Origin of the sequence: Helicobacter apodemus, from assembly GCF_003097575.1 — a bacterium.
In the GTDB taxonomy this organism is placed as follows: domain Bacteria; phylum Campylobacterota; class Campylobacteria; order Campylobacterales; family Helicobacteraceae; genus Helicobacter_D; species Helicobacter_D apodemus.
Window position 1 is genome coordinate 1215580 of sequence record NZ_CP021886.1, and the last position, 16236, is coordinate 1231815.

Below are 16236 nucleotides of genomic sequence, written 5' to 3' on the forward strand. Positions count from 1 at the left end.
AAGTTCAAGATAATTAAACTCTAGGGGGGGGATATATCCTCTGCACTTTCATCTATGGTATTGCTTTTAATACCCGCTAAGGCTAAATGAAAGTTCATTAGCAGTGGATTAATAGCTGCATAATAACCCTTAGTGTAAGAAAAATCTGAAAAATAACCCTCATTCCAATTTTGCATTACTATTCCTTAAAATTTTTGCTTTATTATATAATAATTTAGTTTGCTATTTTTTAATATTTCCTTAAGTAATATATCTATATTGTCCTTTACTTAAACACCATCCCTTCAAATAATTTTATTTTGTTATTCATCTATAAATCTCACATTTAAAACTTATTAAAGTTTCACCAAAACAGGATTCCACGCTTTAGAGCTTAATACTACCAAATCCCCAATTTTTAACCCCTCAATCTCCTCACTAGATGCTGTAATTTTTACAATATTATTCCCTGCTAACACAGAGACGACAAAAACTAAACCGCTCTCCACTATCTCTAATACCACACCATTTTGTAAAAACTTGCCACTAGGAATCTGGTTTAAAAAAACCTGCTCGGGAGGACCTTCTTTATCAACTCTTCCCTTACTTAGATGCAAGACATAATTAGAAAGAGAAAATACTTCACTAAAGTTATGGCTAACTAAAAAAGTGCTTAATCCAAAATGCCGATGAATCCCTAAAAGCTCTGTTTGAAGCTTCTGTGCAGTTACTAAATCTAAAGCGGAGAAAGGTTCATCCAAAAGTAGAACTTTAGGCTTTCTTACTAAAGCTCTAGCTAAAGCTACCCGTTGTTGCTGTCCTCCACTTAAAGCATTAGGCTTGACTTTCCTTAAAGTACCCAACTCTACCATTTCTAAAAGAGTTTCAACAATCCTTTTATCTTCCCCCTTAGGCAGAGCAAAATAAAGATTCTCCTCTACGCTCATATTAGGAAAGAGTGCATAATCTTGAAAAACAAAACCTATTTCTCTCCTTTGTGGAGGAATATTAATCTTAGAATCAAACCACACCTTTCCGCCCACTTCAATAAATCCACAATCAGGATTGACAAGACCGGCTAAAATCCTTAAAATCGTAGTTTTTCCTGCACCACTTTTGCCAAAAAAGGTAATGAGTTGATTTTCCTCTAATTGGGTATCTATTTCTAAAGATAGATTTCCCTCTGTGCTATGCAGTTTTTTTTGGATTTTTAGGGTTATCATAAAGATTTTCTTTTCTTGAGATAAAAAGTAAGGAGCAAAATGCAAAAAGTTATGATAAAAAGTGCTAAGGCGTATTGATTAGCTAAAGCATAATTAAGGGATTCCACCTCATCATAAATAGCAATACTAGCAACCCTAGTTTGACCTTGTATATTCCCCCCTATCATCATCACCACCCCAAATTCCCCGATAGTATGGGCAAAAGCTATGACTACCCCCATCCAAATAGAATGCGAAATATTAGGCAATAACACCCTTAAGAGTATGCTTAAACGACTTTTTCCTAAAGTCAATGCTGCTTCAAAAAGTGATTTTGGCAAACTTGCAAAACCCGCTTGAATGGGATTAACCATAAAAGGTAGGCTAAAAATTACAGAGGCTAAAATCAACCCTTCAAAACTAAAAACTAGTTTAAGGTTAAAATATTCTAATAAAAAACCACCAAAGGCATTTTGTGGGCTAAAGGCAAGTAATAGATAAAACCCTAGCACACTTGGGGAAGCACTAAAGGCATAGAGACTATTGCTTCTAAAACAGAGGTTATCTTATTTTGAGAAAATGCTAAAAAATACGCTAAAGGAATAGCAAAGATTAAAAGTAAAAATGTAGTAATAGTAGCGACTTTAAAAGTCAAAAACATCGTGGATAAAAAACTACTAAACTCCATCATATTCTTAAACTTTATTATCTTGCCAAAACCATAATTTCACTCTCTAAGATATGCCAAAATACCTTTTCACTCCTTATAAGATTCTTTCCACATTCATAAGAGGTTAATACCTTAATATCACCATTTTCTGCGGCTTTACATTCTAAGGATAAACGCATAAATAAATGATCATTTTCAAAAGAGAGAATCTTTGCCTCAAAAGTATTACTAACCCCCTCTATTCTACTAGCAATTACAACATTACTTTCTTTAAAACCTATGCAAATATCTTTATTTAAATAATTTTTTAAAGAGGCGCAATCTTCTAAAAGCAAAACAAAAAAAACCAATTCTTCAGCTTCTACTTCTAATCGCGAAATTCCTCCTTGTGAAACAAAAGCCTTTAATACCCCAAAAATTTTATTCAACACTATACCCAAATTCTAAGAATCTCTTTTTTGCCTCTTTGCTTAAAATATAATTTTTAAACTCCAAAGCAAGTTTAGAATTTTCACCAAATTTAGGGATAATAAGGGCTTGATTGATAGGCTTATAAAGATTCTCATCAATAGCTACAAAACTCATAGTATTAGTATTAATTCCATTATCACCTAGCATAGATAAAGCAGTAAATCCTACTTCAGCGTTTTTAGATTCCACATAAGTAGTAGCAGCCCCGATACTCTCTCCAGTTACAAATTTACCCTCCACGCTCTTAAGCATTTTTGTAGATTCTAAAGCTTCTATACTTGCCCTACCATAAGGAGCTAATTTGGGATTAGGGATAGCAATATGGGTAATTTTTGGATTTAAAATATCTTTGAATTTTGTAATTTTAAAATCCTTATTATTGCTCCATAATACAAGTTTGCCTTTAGCATAAATTTCCTCTTTTTGTGAAGCTAATTTATCTTCATAAAGCTTTGCGGGATAACTAACATCTGCAGAAACAAATAAATGCACAGGAGCACCATTTTTAATTTGTGCATAAGCCTTACCGCTCGAGAGATAAGATATATCAATTTTATCCCCTTTTCTAGACTTTAAAAAATCCTCTTTGATAGATTCTAAAACATATTTTAAAGACGCTGCACCTAAAACCCTAATCTCCTCCGCATAAGCACCATTAAAAACTAATATCCCTACTAAAACTGCTCTTTTAAAAAACTTCCACATTTTATCTCCTTAAATTTAAATTCCTAAAATCACATTATTTGCTTTAAACCCAAACCAAACTCTCTCTCCAACCTCTAAATCTAGGTTCTCTTTAGATTCTTCTGTAATAACCGCGCATAAAGGCACACCATTACTATCAATTTCTACTTCAGCATTAACACTGCCTCCTTTTATAGACTTTACCACCCCTACTAAGATATTTCGCAAAGATAACTGCTTAGGCTCTTCTTTAAAAACTACAACCCAATTTGACTTAATAAGCACATAGCATTGCATTCCAACTTTTAAACCGAGCTCTTTTAAAGAATGTAAAGTGATAGCACTAACAATCATTGTGTTTTCTTTCAACTTTAAAACAACCTCTGCATTGACTTGACCTTCTTTAATGGAAACAATCTCACCATAAAGCTGATTCCTAGCGCTCGTTTTCATTACTACTCCTTTGAATAAGATTTAAGATTTTATCCCTTTGCTCTAAAAACTCTTCCCAAGCATACAAATTTCTTTCCAAAAATTCCAACAATTGTTCGTGAAACTCCCTCATTTGGTGAAAGATTTTAATCATTTCTTGCCCTTTTTGCGTAACTTGAGTTCCACCGCCATTTTTACCACCTTTAATAGTAAGAACTAAAGGCTCTTTAGAAAGTTTATTCATCGCATCAACACAATCCCAAGCTGCTTTATAACTCATTCGCATTTCTTTTGCTGCTTTTGAAATGGAACCGCTCTTTGCTATCCTCTCCAATAATTCAACCTTACCATATCCTAAGAAATTTTTTCCTTTTTCTTTAATCCAGATTCTGCCTTGAATTTCCATAACTAATAAAACCCCTTATTTTTGAGGATTAAGAGCAAATTATATTTAAATATATATCGATTTGTCAAGATAAAAACTCCGCAAATAGTGCTATAATTAGTAGTATAATCCAAATAAGGATATTTTATGACAGTCCTATCACAAGAGACTCAACAAATCTTAGCAGAAGATGTAAAGGTTTCTAGCTTAGAAAACTTAACTTTAAGCATAGAATACATTTTACATTCTAAAGAAATAGAACCCCAAAGAGTGTGTTTTCTAAAAGTTCCACAATCTTGTAAAAAATTCCTTTATAGTAAAGATTGGTTTTGGGATGGGGAAAAACTACTTATTTACCAAGGAGATTAAGGAGAAAATATGCAAGGAAAAGTCTGGAAATTTGGCGATAATATTGATACAGATCTCATTATCGCAGCAAGATACTTAAATACTAGTGATGAGTCTATTCTAGCCTCTCATCTTATGGAGGACGCAAGAGCAGGTTTTATTAAAGAGATTAATAAAGGAGATATTATTGTAGGAGGAGAAAATTTTGGCTGTGGTTCTAGCAGAGAACACGCCCCTGTAGCCATAAAGGCTGCGGGTATTAGTGCAGTTATTGCTAAGAGTTATGCAAGGATTTTTTATCGCAATGCCTTTAATACAGGTTTGCCTATTTTAGAGATTAAAGAAGTGGATTCTATTAATGAGGGGGATAGCTTAGAGATTAATTTACAAGATGGAATCATCAAAAACCTTACCCAAAAAACACAATATACCTTTACGCCTATCCCACCTTTTATGTTAGAACTCCTAAAGAGTGGAGGTCTTATCCCTTATGCAAAAAACCAAAAAAGGGATTAAATAATGAAAAATTATAAAATAGCGGTTATTAAGGGTGATGGGATTGGTCCTGAAATTATCAATGAAGCCATCAAAGTCTTAGAAGTTGTTGCTAAAAAATTTAGTTTTACTCTCACTTTTGAAAATTACTTAATGGGGGGCATTGCTTATGATTTAACTAAAAATCCTCTCCCTGATGAAACTATTGAGGGTTGTTTGGGAGCAGATGCCATACTCTTTGGTGCTATTGGAGGGGATAAATGGGACAACCTACCAAGAGAGTTGCGTCCAGAGAGTGGATTATTACGACTTAGAAAATCCCTAGAAGTTTTTGCAAATTTTCGTCCTACTAAAGTTTATGATGAACTTTTAGAATCTAGTCCGCTTAAAAAAGAAATTATCAAGGGTGTAGATATTTTAGTGGTGCGTGAATTAATCGGGGGAATCTATTTTGGCACCCCTAAGGGTAGAGAAAAAAATAGAGCCTATAATACAATGGTTTATAGTGTTGATGAGATTAAAAGGATAGCCCATATCGCCTTTGAAGCTGCACAAAAACGCAATAAAAAGCTTTGCTCTGTGGATAAAGCAAATGTTTTAGATGTTTCACAACTATGGCGGGAGGTTGTCAATGAAGTCGCACAAGAATACCCAGAAGTCCATCTAAGCCATATGTATGTGGATAATGCGGCAATGCAATTAATTAAAGACCCCAGAGCCTTTGATGTTATCTTAACAGAAAACCTATTTGGCGATATTTTAAGTGACGAAGCGAGTATGATAAGTGGCTCTATTGGGCTTTTACCTTCTGCTTCTATTGGGGGAAAGAGTGCGATTTATGAACCCATACACGGATCTGCACCAGATATTGCGGGCTTAGGCATTGCAAACCCTATTGCAACCATTGCTAGTGCTAGTATGATGTTGCGTTATTCCCTCCAACAAGAAAAAGCAGCAGATTGCGTGGATTATGCTATACAAACCACTCTTAAAGAGGGTTATCGCACAAAAGACATTGCGAGTTTTGGGGCTAAAAAGATTTGTAACACACAAGAACTAGGAAGCATTATCGCACAAAAGATCCTTGATTAAAACTCCCCTAAAATCTCTTGGAGGGATTTTATAATATACACTACTTGTTCTTGTGTAATAATATAAGGAGGCATTAAATAAATCGTATTACCTAAAGGACGGAGCAACAAACCCTTTTTTAGCCCAGCATTAAAAACCTCTAAACCTTTCCTTACACCTTCAAATCCTACCAAATCAAAGGCAAATACCATTCCACAATATCGCAGATTCTTCACACACGCAAAGGTCTTTAAGACCTGCATTTTCTCCCAAATAAACTTTGATAGAATCTTATTAGATTCTAAGATATTATTTTGTTCAAAAATATCTAAAACCGCATTAGCACAAGCACACGCTAGAGCATTACCTGTGTAAGAGTGGGAATGCAAAAAAGCTTTATTTTCATAATAGGGTGCGTAAAAAAGATTATAAATTTCTTGGTGTGTAACCACAACAGATAAGGGTAAATACCCACCCGTAATGCCCTTACTTAAACATAAAAAATCCGGCACAACTCCACATTGCTGATAAGCAAACATACTACCGCTTCTCCCAAATCCTACCGCAATTTCATCAAAAATAACATAGATTCCATAACTTTGCACGAGTTTGGTAGCCTCTTTGACAAAAGCTTTATCATATATATTCATATTGCCCGCACATTGTATGAGTGGCTCTAAAATAAAAGCGGCAATTTCTCCTTTATGGGATTTTAACAATTTCTCTAAATCTTCTAAAGATTCTTCATAATCGTTTCCACAAGGAGCTTTAACCCTCAAACTCTTCAATAAAATAGGCTCATAGACTTCCTTATAAATCCCTAAATCTCCAACACTTAAAGCACCCATTGTTTCTCCGTGATAAGCATTGTGTAGGCATAAAAATTTCGTCTTTTTTTCTTTTTTTAGCATATTTGCGTGAAATGCCATTTTTAAGGCTATTTCAACCGCACTAGAGCCATTATCTGCATAAAAACATTTAGAAAATTTAGAATCTAAAATGTCCATTAAACGCTTGGATAAATCAATAATAGGCTTATGGGTAAAACCTGCAAAAATGATATGCTCTAAACTTTCTACTTGCTCTTTAAGTTTTTGGTTAATATAAGCATTGCAATGCCCAAAAAGATTCACCCACCAACTTGAAATACAATCCAAATATCCCCTATCCTCAAAATCATACAAAACCATACCTTCTGCTCTTTTAATGGGAATTAAGGGGATATTTTCTTTATGATCATACATCTGTGTACAAGGATGCCAAATATAGGATAAATCTAAATCTTTTAAAAAAGTATTCATGGATACTCTTTTAAAAACTTTAAAGTGATTTTATAAAATCACTTTAAATGCCTTCTTTAGTAGGCTTTGCGACCACATTCCCATTCAATCTCTTTAGCAGTATAATGTGTGTTATTTGTTGTATTTGGAGATTGGGTTCCTGGATTTTGTGCTGGTGGATAAGCACCATAATGCACAACTTCAGCCTTTATAAACTTACCTATTGTTAAATCTTTAAAAGTCCCATAAATATCATTCCCAAAAGCACCACAATCATCACCTTTAATCTTTGTATGGGGTAAAACTTGAATGACTAATTGTCCGCCCGGGCTTGCTAAAGTAATAGTTTTATTAATAGAATCCACAGCTGAAATTTGTCCATATACATCAAAATCATTATCCGCCATCATTGCACCTGAAAATAAGGTTACCAAGCTTAAAGCCCCAAGTATTTTTTTAAGTTTCATTTTAAACTCCTTATATTTATTTAAGATTTTGGAATATCTCCCGCTATCTTTATGTATAAAATTATAAAATCCTTTTATCAAGAAAATATGAAGATATCGCCAAATTTGTTTCAAGATAAAGCCTTTGCAATATATTCTCTAATGCTTTGCTTAACCTCTGGGATTATTACTATTTCTAGCTGCAAAACAGAAAGTGGCAACCCAAAAGATTCTAACTTTGGAATATCTTTTTGTGTTACCAACAAAGAAGTGGCTTCAAGCCTTGCATATTCTTCTAAAATCTTTGCTTTATCAAAATAAGAATGATCTTTTAATGTAATTTTGCCAACAACATCTGGCAAATATTCATCTAGCCGTGAAGGATTAGCAATAGCGGTTAAAAGTAGCATTCTTTTAGTAGGATTTACAAGCTTTACTTCTCTTTTATAGTCTATCCCCTCTTTTATTAAAATATCTGCCTTTTTATAAGCACTCTTTCTTTCTCTATATCCTCCACTTGGGATACAAAAATCAAAGTAAGGTTCTAGCTTGGGTTGAAGCAAAATATTTAATTTTTTAAAATTAAATCGGAATCCATCATCTAAAAAAATAATGCTTACTCCCCTTTTCTTAGCCTCTAAAATTCCTTTTTTTCTATTTTCACAAACTATGACTGAAGCATTTTTCAAAGCCTTAGCCATCATAATAGCTTCATCCCCTACATTTGTAGAATCTTCAAATATCTCCCCATTTACACTCACCACTTTAAGCCCCTTACTTTTGCGTCCATATCCTCGTAAAATAATACAAACCTTAGAATACTCTTTAGCAACTTCAAGTATAAAAGGGCTTTTTCCACTTCCACCTATAACAAGATTCCCCACACTAATAATCGGGATTCCAAAATCCTCATACCTTGCAAATACTCTTTTAAGGGTTGCTATAACACAATACAATGCACTAATAGGCAAAAGCACTATTGCTAATGCCTTTTGCCAAGGATTTGGAGCATAAAAATAACGTTCAATGCCTCTCATACACGACCATTTGCAAGTCTTAATACTTGCTTACATACATAATCCACATCTTCTCCACTCATTGCACTATAAATAGGCAAACTCAAAATTTGTTGATAATTCTTTAAAGAAATAGGAAAATCATTAATCCTTAATCCATATTTGCTCTTATAATAAGTTAATAAATGTAAAGGCACAAAATGCAAAGCTGTTTCAATTCCACAATCTTTTAATTCTTTTGCAAAATGATCCCGATTTTTGTCAATTTTGATAATAAAATGCAAGAAAATATGCTCTCTTTTAACTACGGGCATAGAGAGATGCGGGGCATTTTTAAGACTTTGTATATAATACTTAGCAATTTCTTGTCGTCTTTTTATTATAAAATCTATCCTTTGCAACTGACCCATACAAAGAGCAGTATCAAGATAGCTAATATTGTATTTATTCCCAATTCCTACTACATCATACAAGTATTGAGGACGCATACTAGTAACCCTCTCACTTACAATTCCATGGTAACGCAACAAAATAGCAGCCTTAGCTAATTCCTCATCCCCTGTTGTTAAAACTCCCGCTTGGGCGACAGGATTAAATGAATCTAAAACAATACTAAAAATTGTCGCATAGCTTTTATGATTCCCTATTTTTATTCCATTATAGGTTAGTCCTAATGCCATTGTAGCATCTTCTATAACTTTAATATTATACTTTTGGGCTAATTGATAAAAACACTCCATTTCACAAACTTGTCCTGCAATATGGCTTATGACAATAGCACGTAATTTTTTGCTCGCATTTTTTTCGATAATCTCTCGGGCTTTGTCAAAAGATATTTCAAAAGTATCTTCATATATATCCACAAAAATAGGTTCAGCATCAAAATGCCTTATCATCTCTGGAAACATAGGGTGGCAATTAACCGAACAGATAATCTTATCACCCCGTTTTATATCCATAGCAAAAAGGCAAAGATGAAAAGCTGCCGAACCACTAAGGGCAGAAATAGCATATTTTACTCCAATATATTTTTTAAATTCTTCTTCAAACTCATAAACGATATTATGGCTAGGATTCTCAAGCACTTTAGCAATAGCTTTCTTTTCAACTTCCGTAATATCAGGAATAAAATAAGGAATTTTTTTCATCATTTACCTCTACAAAGCTAACTCTGGCATTTTGCGTTTAAATTCCATTGTCTGCATCCTACTTAAAACTAACTCCAAAGCCTCTTTTGATAAGCCTTCATCAAGTATTTCTTCTTGAGAATAACCACTTTCTAAAAATATCATAATCCTATCTAAAACCTCATAAGAAAAGCCAAGCTCCTTTTCATCACTCTGTCCTTCATAAAGGTCTGCACTTGGGGCTTTATCTAAAATCTTCTGTGGCATTTCTAAAACCTTTGCGATTTCATAAATGTCTGTTTTATAAAGATTCCCAATAGGATTTACTCCACAAGCTAAATCCCCAAAGATTGTCCCATACCCTAGCATTCTCTCGCTTTTATTGCTAGTTCCAATAACTAGTGAGTGGTGGGTAAAAGCATAATCATAAAGACAAATCATACGCAATCTAGCACATAAATTACCCATTCTTAAAGGATTATCGCTCAATCCTCCTAAAGTCCCTAAGAATCCCTGCTGCATTTTTTCTAAAGGCAAAATCGTATAAGAAATATTAAAAAGCTTACACAACATTAAAGCATCCTCAAGACTTTGTTTAGAGGATTGTATAGAGGGCATTAAAAGAGCATGGGAATGTTCAAAAAAAGCTTTTTGGCATAAAATAGCCACCACTGCAGAATCAATCCCTCCACTTAATCCAAATACTGCAGATTGAAAACCTCTCTTTTTTGATTGTCCTTTTAAAAAATCTATTAGCTTTTCAACAATACCAACATAATCTTTCATAATAAATATCCCAAAAATGTTAAGACTTCCTTGCAAGGCTTAAGTAAATTGTATCTAAAAAATGTTTAATTACTAACATTTTTATGCTACAATACCTAGCAATCAAAAAATTGTAGTTTTAATCTTAAATTTCTGTAATAATTTTAAAGACAAGGAGTAAGTATATGTTAAAAAAAGTAATTCCGTTATCATTAGTATTGTGTGGTTCGCTATTTGCGGCAAATAATCTATTAGAAGTTACACCGCAAATTGGTGGAAGTTGGCATGTTGATAACCAAAGATACAAAAACGATATTGACCTTACCTATGGCATTAAATTTGCTGGAAGGGTAGCACCAACTGCACTTTTAGAAGTTGGCTATGATAATATTAAAAACGCAAAATATAGCGTTCCAAATAACGATACATCAATCAACCGCTACTATTTAAATGTTGTGAAAGAGTTTGAATCGTGGCAAAATATATCTCCTTATGTGCTAGGTGGTATCGGCTATGAAGATGTATCTAGCACAAAGCAAAGTCTAGATAGTGCTCCTTTTGGTCAATATGGTGCAGGATTAAGATGGGAAACTTTTGAATATTTACATCTTAAAACAGAGCTTAAGCACTTAATAAACTTCGATGGTAGAAGCGATATTGTAGCAATGTTAGGCTTTAGTATTCCATTTGGAACTTTCGCACAACAAGAAGAAGTAGTAATAGAAGAAGAAGTAGTAGTAATAGAACAGCCAATCATACAAGCACCTACTTTATCGCATATACATACCTTTTCTATGCAATTTCCTTTTGATTCTTCAGAAATTTCCCCTCACTATAATGCAGAAATTATGGATTTCGTAAATTATATGAGGGAAAACCCCAATAAAAATGCTATCATTAATGGATATACCGATAATATTGGTAATAAAGAGTATAACCAAAAACTTTCTGAAAGAAGGGCTAAAGCCGTCAAAGATAAAATTGTAGAGCAAGGTATTTCTGCTGAAAGATTAGATGCAAAAGGGCATGGGGAAGACAATCCAATTGCTACTAATGAGACTAGAGAAGGTAGGCAACAAAATAGAAGAGTTGAAGCAGAAGTTTATCATTAACTTTAAATTAGAAATTAAGATTTAATATGAAACCAATAATAGATAATAATGTCGCTATCTATATCCCTGATATAGAACTAGAAATGAAACAAGCCAAGCAAATTTGCGAAGTTTTAGTTTCCAGTAGTGCTACCATTCGTAGTCTTTCATTAAAAGCTATTTATTTTTCTCTTGAAAACATTCAAACTTTTGATGAAAGCTCTCTTATGTTGGTAGCAAAAGCATTGCTTGCTATGCAAAATAAGATTAGCATTGCAGTAGCCTTCATCGGCTACAACTCCAAACAATATACCAAATTAAAGTCTCTATTACCCAATAAAAGTCTTCCACTTTTTAAAACAAGAGCTATGGCAGACTTATTATTGGGACTAAAAATGCCCCCACTCAACCAAACAATCATCTACTATGAAACAGATGGAATGATTCAAACTTTAGTCTCTCAAGAATTAAAAGCTAAAGGCTATGAAGTTCTCTCTATAAATACCCCACAAGAATTTTCAGAAAAGAAAAAGCAATTTTCCGATAAGGCTTTCTATCTTTATGATATTTACTTTGATGTTGCAGCCAACTTTATCCCTATTTCAATCAATAATGGGATAGTAACTTATACACTCTATAAAAAAGTAGATAAAAATATTGCCCTATCTTTTAATGTCCAACGTCATAATGCAAGACTTAAAGAGGGTTACAAAGTTTTCATTTTTGATGCAAGCGAAACACTTAATTTTGATAATACACTCTTAGATTTCATTATGTCTTTAGCCCTTAATGGTAAAAAATTTGATGCTCATATTGCAATTTGTGGATTAAATGTTCCTCTTTCTGATAAAGATAAGCTTGACTCTTACAAACGTGCTCAAATATCTTTCTTTGCTTCCGTGGAAGAATGCAAAAAAAATCCAAAAATTCAAGAATTAGCAAAACAACATCAAATAGCCGAACAAAATAAAAAAAGACTAACTAAGCATTTAATGGCGCAACTTCCTATTTTTATCAACGCAAGTCTTGAAACACTCTCTTCACTCACGGGTGGGGAAGTTAAAAGACTAGATTACAAAGTAAAAACCTATACACAAACTGGTGAAAAAAATATTATGGGTGCGACTATTAGCTTTGAGGGAGATATAAGTGGGACTCTTGCTTTATGCTTTGGTGTTGAGATTGTAAAAGAAGCTTCTACTATGTTATTTGGGGAAGAATCCCAAAGTAATGAAGAGCTTTTAGATGTAATTTCAGAATTTGCTAATATCATAGCTGGACGCTCTAAAGCAATTTTAGCAGAGCATAATATCTCTATTGGTATATCTTTACCAAAATCTTACGCTAGTGAAGAAGAAATGGCTAACCTACTTGTAGATAAGCAAGGTGTACAAATCAATCTATCCCTTAATGATAAACCTTTAAATTTATTCCTTACCTATTAAATAACGTTCTAAAATCATCAGGGCAGCAAGGCTATCTAACTTCCCATCTTTGCTTTTAAATCTCTTGCTTTCTCTTGCTTTCTCTAATGCTTCTACTGAACTAAAAGATTCGTCTATAAAGCAAATTTCAATTTCTTGTGGGAGATTTAATAATCCTATAAAATGTTTGATTCTCATTTCCATATCAGAATTGCTCTCTTTGGGAATCCCAACCACAAGAATATCAATCTTATTGCTTATCACAAAATCTTGTAAAGCTTTTGCAGCTTGATGCCGATTTTTTCTTAAAATTGGAGCAATGGGTAAAGGGATATTTTGCACATATTTTGCTAAACCTATGCGTTTAAGTCCTACATCAATAGCTAAAATATTTTTCATACTACTTCAATCCTACCATTATTTCTCCTTATTTTACCCTCTAATTCGTATTCAAAAATTTTAGCACCAAATTTCAACAAGGCTTCATCAAAAAATGGATTATGCTTACAAAACTCTAAAACCTCATCTTTAGACTGATTATTCACTCTCTTGCCAAAAAGTTTCTCCAAAAATTCATCAATATTCCAAATAATCTCTGCTAAACCCTCTTTAGCAAGGTATTGGGTTCCTTCACTTTCACCTAAGCGGTGGGGGATAACATAGATTTTTTTCTTTAGAGAAAGTGCATATTTAACACTCTGCATTGAACCACTTTTTAAATTTGCTTGTGGAAGTATTATGCATTCCCCTAAACTCACTACCAGTTTATTACGTTCTAAAAAAGAATAAGGTTTAGGATGATAAGAAGGTGAAAATTGGCTTAAAACCAAAGATTCTTTATACATCCTTTGGATAATTTGGGAGTTCGTCTTAGGATAGATAATATCTAAAGAACTTGGTGCAATCATAATAGTTAGCGGTAAAGAAAAAGAATGAGCGATAATATCTATACCCAATGCCCCACCACTTACAATAACTATCCCATAATAGGAAATTTTTTTGGCAATTTCTTGTGTAAAATGCTGTGCATAAATATTTGGATTCCTCGATCCAAGTATTGTAACTTTACGCTTATTAAGCAAGGATAAGTTACCCACATAGTAAATTTTTTGCAAATTTAAATGCTGAAGTTCTAAGGGAACATCAAATAGTTCTTTCAATAATCTTGTTCTTTTTGAATGATATAAATAACAATATCTTCTACAAAATGATGATAGCGGTAACCATCACTATTCCCCTCTTCTTCAAATTTATCTAAAAATTCCTCCATAGGCTTACCTTCTAAAAGCTTAATAAGCTCGATACTCTTACCAAAACGATCACAATAACGTCTTATAGTAATATCCCAATTAACATCGGCTTCATAGGTAGCATCACTGATTTGTTGTAAATAGGCAATCTTCATTAAAGAAGCAATCTTATCTGTCCAATAAGGAATCTCCATATACTCCCCTAAAGTTATCATTACTTGTTTTGCATTGCCTTCATAAGCATAAACTCTAGCAGCCTCATAAACAGTCAAGAAAATTTTAGTGAATTCTTTAAATTGCTTCATAGAACGCAATTGTTCATTATCATTAACCATAGAATAGACTTTTTTAATCTCTCTGTTTTCAATGGCTAATAAAAAGCTTTCTTTTTGTTGAATTAGAACAATTTTTTCTTGAGCAAAACGTTTTAAATTAGGGAATACCAGCAAAGTTTCAGCAATCTTTTTAGCTTCATCATATTGTAGTCTCTTTTCTAAATCAACGGCATTATCAAGCATTTTCTCTCCTAATAATAACACCTTCTTGTATAAATCTGTTTCTCTTAGGAAAGAAAACTTAAAAGTTAATGAAAAATACTCTTTAAAATTACGACTTTTAATGTAGTTATCAGCTTTAACAAAAGCATCAGCATTATGTAAAAGTTGGGCTATTAACTCTTTTTTAGGAGTAGATTCAAAGGGTTGCAAATGCTGTTTTGCTAATCTTTCATTTAATTGTGCATTTTCAATAAGGAGCTTTTTTGCTTCAAAAAAAGCTTTATGCCAAATATTTTCAAGCTTTTCATAAGCTTTAGTTTTAACCAAAAACTTAGCTGTTTTTAACATCTCATAAGCTTTTTTGTAATTTTTATTATCAATATGCTCTAAAAAATCTTTCACTCCATCTTTTTGAGCTAGATAAAAGTCAAAGTCGCTTTTTTTACTTTCATCCACCACAAAAGGCTCCACAAGCTCTACGGCTTGATCTACTTTATCTTGATTTAATAAATTAATGGCTTCATCTAAAATTTCTGGCCAAGCTTCATCAAAAGCAGTCATTAAAGGATGAATGCTTAAAAAAATATTTTTATCAATGATTTCTCTAGCACCTTTATAAGCTTTCCTATCAATACTTTCTTTTAACTCTTCCTTGCCCTCATTATAATCGACAATCAATAATCCCCCATCAACACAGCCGATATATAAAAATCCATTAGAAAACTTCAAGGAAGCAATACCGGGACGTTCATTTTTAATCTCTATCACTTTGCTATTGTTTTTTAAAGAAAGCACATATAAAGTATCAGAACGCGTCCCAATGAGTGCATAATTTTCTTCTTCATCTATGGCAATGCTTGTAGGCCAAAAGGCAAAAGGGGTTTTTGATGAGAGTATTTTTCCTTCTTTAAGACTAAAAATAATACTATCTCCATTACGACATATTAATAATAATTTCTCGCTTTTTTCAAAGAAACAAGAAGCTTCTACAACATCTGGCATTTGAAGATTAAAAGCAACTTTATGACGCAAAAAGTCAAAGATTAAAGTAAATTTATCATATCCACTAATAGCTATAAATTCATTATTATGTGAGAAAGAAATCACAGAAATATAGTCTGAACGTGGCATAAGCGAAGCAATAGGTAAAAAACTCTTACCATCATAAATAAATACTCTACCATCTTGCCCACCTGTAGCAAAAAACTCGCCATTATCAGAAAACTTGCAAGTCTCTATATCTCCATCATGATCATCAAGTGTTGCTATATGTTTTATTTTCTCATTTTCATATTCTAAAATAAAAGATTTATGATTTTCATTAATAGGAATACAAAAATAAAAGTCTCGAGAAATTCCACAAGCGTGGGAATAACGATGAAAAGATTGTGCGTCTTTGGCAAAACAAAGGGTTTTTTCAACCTTTAAGCCCTCATTAATTTGTGTAATAAAAAAAGTATTATCAACACAAAAGGTAGAATTGCCTGTCTGCTCTATCGTAAGAATACTACCTGTTAATTGGTGAGTTTCTTTTAGTTTTATCATTAAAATATTCCTCTCATTTTCTAATCTAATTCTAACATAAATTAACTATAAATTTTTA

At 32.9% G+C, this 16236-nt stretch carries 19 protein-coding genes and 1 pseudogene; 5 read left to right on the forward strand and 15 right to left on the reverse strand.

What is annotated here, in order from left to right:
* Nucleotides 1–20: 20 nt before the first annotated feature.
* The 7 genes and pseudogenes from CDV25_RS10200 to CDV25_RS10590 all read right to left on the reverse strand — a co-directional run bounded on the left by CDV25_RS10200 (nt 21) and on the right by CDV25_RS10590 (nt 3844).
* The gene (locus tag CDV25_RS10200) at nt 21–176 is read right to left on the reverse strand and encodes a hypothetical protein (RefSeq protein ID WP_162550452.1); all 156 of its coding nucleotides are present in this window, start codon (nt 174–176) and stop codon (nt 21–23) included.
* Between the two features lie 159 nt (nt 177–335).
* The gene (locus CDV25_RS05970) at nt 336–1202 is read right to left on the reverse strand and encodes an ABC transporter ATP-binding protein (RefSeq protein WP_108911173.1); all 867 of its coding nucleotides are present in this window, start codon (nt 1200–1202) and stop codon (nt 336–338) included.
* Nucleotides 1199–1869: pseudogene (gene modB / locus CDV25_RS05975) on the reverse strand (molybdate ABC transporter permease subunit). The gene CDV25_RS05970 and the pseudogene modB overlap by 4 nt, the downstream one beginning before the upstream one ends.
* A 17-nt stretch (nt 1870–1886) precedes the next feature.
* A complete protein-coding gene (locus CDV25_RS05980; RefSeq protein WP_108911174.1) occupies nt 1887–2279 on the reverse strand; it encodes a molybdate ABC transporter in 393 nt (130 codons plus the stop codon).
* Nucleotides 2272–3027 carry a molybdate ABC transporter substrate-binding protein gene (modA, locus tag CDV25_RS05985; protein ID WP_108911175.1) on the reverse strand — a complete coding sequence of 252 codons (756 nt, stop codon included), beginning with the start codon at nt 3025–3027 and terminating at the stop codon, nt 2272–2274. The genes CDV25_RS05980 and modA overlap by 8 nt, the downstream gene beginning before the upstream one ends.
* Before the next feature lie 15 nt (nt 3028–3042).
* A complete protein-coding gene (locus CDV25_RS10585) occupies nt 3043–3459 on the reverse strand; it encodes a TOBE domain-containing protein (protein WP_239056323.1) in 417 nt (138 codons plus the stop codon).
* Nucleotides 3443–3844 (reverse strand): winged helix-turn-helix domain-containing protein, encoded by a 402-nt coding sequence (locus tag CDV25_RS10590; protein ID WP_239056324.1) that lies wholly within the window; start codon nt 3842–3844, stop codon nt 3443–3445. The genes CDV25_RS10585 and CDV25_RS10590 overlap by 17 nt, the downstream gene beginning before the upstream one ends.
* Nucleotides 3845–3970: 126 nt before the next feature.
* Between CDV25_RS10590 and CDV25_RS05995 the strand changes: the two genes are divergently transcribed.
* From CDV25_RS05995 to leuB, 3 genes are read left to right on the forward strand one after another with little or no spacing between them, the layout of a single operon-like run.
* Nucleotides 3971–4192, forward strand: a complete 222-nt coding sequence (locus tag CDV25_RS05995) for a hypothetical protein (RefSeq protein ID WP_108911176.1) — start codon at nt 3971–3973, stop codon at nt 4190–4192.
* A 9-nt stretch (nt 4193–4201) separates the two neighbouring features.
* A complete protein-coding gene (locus tag CDV25_RS06000; RefSeq protein ID WP_108911177.1) occupies nt 4202–4687 on the forward strand; it encodes a 3-isopropylmalate dehydratase small subunit in 486 nt (161 codons plus the stop codon).
* A 3-nt stretch (nt 4688–4690) separates the two neighbouring features.
* Nucleotides 4691–5758 carry a 3-isopropylmalate dehydrogenase gene (gene leuB / locus CDV25_RS06005; protein WP_108911178.1) on the forward strand — a complete coding sequence of 356 codons (1068 nt, stop codon included), beginning with the start codon at nt 4691–4693 and terminating at the stop codon, nt 5756–5758.
* On the opposite strand, the gene CDV25_RS06010 is transcribed toward leuB, so the two are convergent.
* The 5 genes from CDV25_RS06010 to CDV25_RS06030 form a co-directional block, all read right to left on the reverse strand.
* Complete coding sequence (locus tag CDV25_RS06010) at nt 5755–7038, reverse strand: adenosylmethionine--8-amino-7-oxononanoate transaminase (RefSeq protein ID WP_108911179.1); 1284 nt, start codon at nt 7036–7038, stop codon at nt 5755–5757. The genes leuB and CDV25_RS06010 overlap by 4 nt on opposite strands.
* Before the next feature lie 56 nt (nt 7039–7094).
* Entirely contained in the window at nt 7095–7484 is a 390-nt protein-coding gene (locus tag CDV25_RS06015; RefSeq protein ID WP_108911842.1) for a hypothetical protein, read from the reverse strand.
* A 110-nt stretch (nt 7485–7594) separates the two neighbouring features.
* Complete coding sequence (locus CDV25_RS06020; protein ID WP_108911180.1) at nt 7595–8500, reverse strand: tetraacyldisaccharide 4'-kinase; 906 nt, start codon at nt 8498–8500, stop codon at nt 7595–7597.
* Complete coding sequence (locus tag CDV25_RS06025) at nt 8497–9627, reverse strand: DegT/DnrJ/EryC1/StrS family aminotransferase (protein WP_108911181.1); 1131 nt, start codon at nt 9625–9627, stop codon at nt 8497–8499. The genes CDV25_RS06020 and CDV25_RS06025 overlap by 4 nt, the downstream gene beginning before the upstream one ends.
* 9 nt (nt 9628–9636) lie before the next feature.
* Nucleotides 9637–10395 (reverse strand): NAD+ synthase, encoded by a 759-nt coding sequence (locus CDV25_RS06030; protein WP_204161881.1) that lies wholly within the window; start codon nt 10393–10395, stop codon nt 9637–9639.
* A 161-nt stretch (nt 10396–10556) separates the two neighbouring features.
* Between CDV25_RS06030 and CDV25_RS06035 the strand changes: the two genes are divergently transcribed.
* Both CDV25_RS06035 and CDV25_RS06040 read left to right on the forward strand, forming a co-directional pair.
* On the forward strand, nt 10557–11483 hold the full coding sequence (locus CDV25_RS06035) for an OmpA family protein (protein ID WP_108911183.1): 927 nt from the start codon (nt 10557–10559) through the stop codon (nt 11481–11483).
* Between the two features lie 26 nt (nt 11484–11509).
* Nucleotides 11510–12907, forward strand: a complete 1398-nt coding sequence (locus CDV25_RS06040; protein WP_108911184.1) for a chemotaxis protein CheX — start codon at nt 11510–11512, stop codon at nt 12905–12907.
* Here CDV25_RS06040 and ruvX read toward each other — a convergent pair.
* From ruvX to CDV25_RS06055, 3 genes are read right to left on the reverse strand one after another with little or no spacing between them, the layout of a single operon-like run.
* Nucleotides 12890–13285 (reverse strand): Holliday junction resolvase RuvX, encoded by a 396-nt coding sequence (ruvX, locus tag CDV25_RS06045; protein ID WP_108911185.1) that lies wholly within the window; start codon nt 13283–13285, stop codon nt 12890–12892. The genes CDV25_RS06040 and ruvX overlap by 18 nt on opposite strands.
* Nucleotides 13282–14046, reverse strand: coding sequence for a DNA-processing protein DprA (locus tag CDV25_RS06050; RefSeq protein WP_034552989.1), 765 nt, complete (start codon nt 14044–14046; stop codon nt 13282–13284). Before CDV25_RS06050 ends, ruvX begins: the two co-directional genes overlap by 4 nt.
* Complete coding sequence (locus tag CDV25_RS06055; RefSeq protein WP_108911186.1) at nt 14043–16178, reverse strand: WD40 repeat domain-containing protein; 2136 nt, start codon at nt 16176–16178, stop codon at nt 14043–14045. The genes CDV25_RS06050 and CDV25_RS06055 overlap by 4 nt, the downstream gene beginning before the upstream one ends.
* Nucleotides 16179–16236: the final 58 nt, after the last annotated feature.